Annotated in this window: 2 protein-coding genes, 1 pseudogene and 1 other annotated feature; all 3 genes and pseudogenes read left to right on the forward strand. The window is 62.0% G+C overall.

The annotated features are described in order from the left end of the window. Window positions 1-368, forward strand: a 368-nt coding sequence (gene tnpB, locus ABZX22_RS44975) for an IS66 family insertion sequence element accessory protein TnpB (RefSeq protein WP_354923453.1), incomplete at its 5' end; no start/stop codon positions are given. A 63-nt stretch (window positions 369-431) separates the two neighbouring features. Further along, entirely contained in the window at window positions 432-803 is a 372-nt protein-coding gene (locus ABZX22_RS44980; protein WP_354923455.1) for a transposase, read from the forward strand. Beyond that, window positions 730-1,563, forward strand: a pseudogene (locus ABZX22_RS44985) (IS3 family transposase); the annotation flags it as partial. The gene ABZX22_RS44980 and the pseudogene ABZX22_RS44985, both read left to right, overlap by 74 nt. Then, window positions 1,011-1,127, forward strand: a sequence feature (AL1L pseudoknot). It overlaps the preceding pseudogene by 117 nt.

Below are 1,563 nucleotides of genomic sequence, written 5' to 3' on the forward strand. Positions count from 1 at the left end.
TGGTGCTCGCCGGTCTGTGTGTCGGCGCGGTCGGTTCGCTGTTGCCGGGCGGGTCGCCGGTCGTGGCCGGCGGGTTGCGTGCCGGTTTCGACACGGCCTTGGCGCGCGTGGTCAAGGTATTCGGTGCCGCGCACCCGCACCATGCTTATCTGTTCGCCAATCGCCGCGCCAACCGCATGAAGGTCCTGATCCACGACGGGATCGGCATTTGGTTGGCAGCACGACGTCTGAATCAGGGGCAATTTGCCTGGCCGCACGCCGGCAGCGAACCGAAGCAGCATGAACTGACGCACGAACAACTGGCCGGCCTGGTGCTGGGCCTGCCGTGGCAACGCATTGGCGAGAGTGGCGTGATCCGTGTCGTCTGAGTACGACGGAGGCGTAAACAGTTCAGCTTCCACCACCTACAGCGTTCTGGCAGACTGGCCTGCATGAATCCCGCTGACCTCGACGCACTCACCCCGGAACAGTTGCGCGCCCTGACTGCGCAACTGATTGCAGAGGTCCAGTCGAAGGACCAGGCGATCCACGAGAAGGAGCGGGAAGCCAGTGAACGAGATCGGGAACTCCGCTACAAGCAGACCCGCATCGACCAGCTTACCCATGAGATCTCGATCCTCAAGCGCCAGCAGTTCGGCCGGCGTAGCGAACAGCTCAACAGCGAGCAGATGAACCTGCTTGAACCGCACCGAGTTTTGTGGAGGCTCCAACTCTTGAGAGAATGGAGCCATGAACAAGAAGCCAAGCAAGTTTTCCCCGGAAGTCCGAGAGCGCGCAGTGCGCCTCGTACGCGAGCAGCGTAGCGAGCACCCGTCGATGTGGGCGGCAGTCGAATCGATTGCGCCGATGATCGGCTGCACGCCGCAGACGTTGTTGGATTGGGTTAAGCGCGACGAGGTCGACCGTGGAGAGCGCGATGGCGTGAGTACGGCCGAGCGTGAACGCATCAAGGCCTTGGAGCGCGAGGTCAAGGAACTGCGCCGGACCAATGAGATTCTCAAACTGGCGAGCGCGTTTTTCGCCCAGGCGGAGCTCGACCGCCGTTTCAAGTCCTGAAGGCCTTCATTGATCAGCATCGCGACACCTTCGGGGTCGAGCCGATCTGCAAGGTCTTGCGGATTGCCCCGTCGGGCTACCGACGCCATGCAGCACAACTTCGCGATCCGTCGAAGCGCTGCGCCCGCGCGAAACGCGATGAGCTTTTGCAACCGGAGATCAAGCGTGTCTGGCAGGCCAACATGCAGGTCTACGGCGTGCCGAAGGTCTGGAAGCAGATGAACCGGGAAGGCATTGCAGTGGCACGCTGCACGGTCGGACGGTTGATGAAACTGCAGGGCTTGCGTGGCGCAGTTCGCGGTAAGCGTGTTCGCACGACGATTCCCGAGGTGACCGCGCCGCGCCCGCTGGACCGAGTCAACCGGCAGTTCAAGGCTGACCGACCGAATCAGCTCTGGGTGTCGGATTTTACGTATGTCTCGACATGGCAAGGCTGGCTGTACGTGGCATTCGTGATCGACGTGTTTGCCCGCCGTATTGTTGGCTGGCGCGTCAGCTCGTCGATGA

The organism is Nonomuraea sp. NPDC003804 (assembly GCF_040610675.1).
Taxonomy (GTDB): Bacteria; Actinomycetota; Actinomycetes; order Streptosporangiales; family Streptosporangiaceae; genus Nonomuraea.

Bases quoted from the DNA above. Each gene is read 5' to 3' on its own strand.
- ABZX22_RS44980 (WP_354923455.1), top strand. From the start codon at position 432: ATGAATCCCGCTGACCTCGACGCACTCACCCCGGAACAGTTGCGCGCC.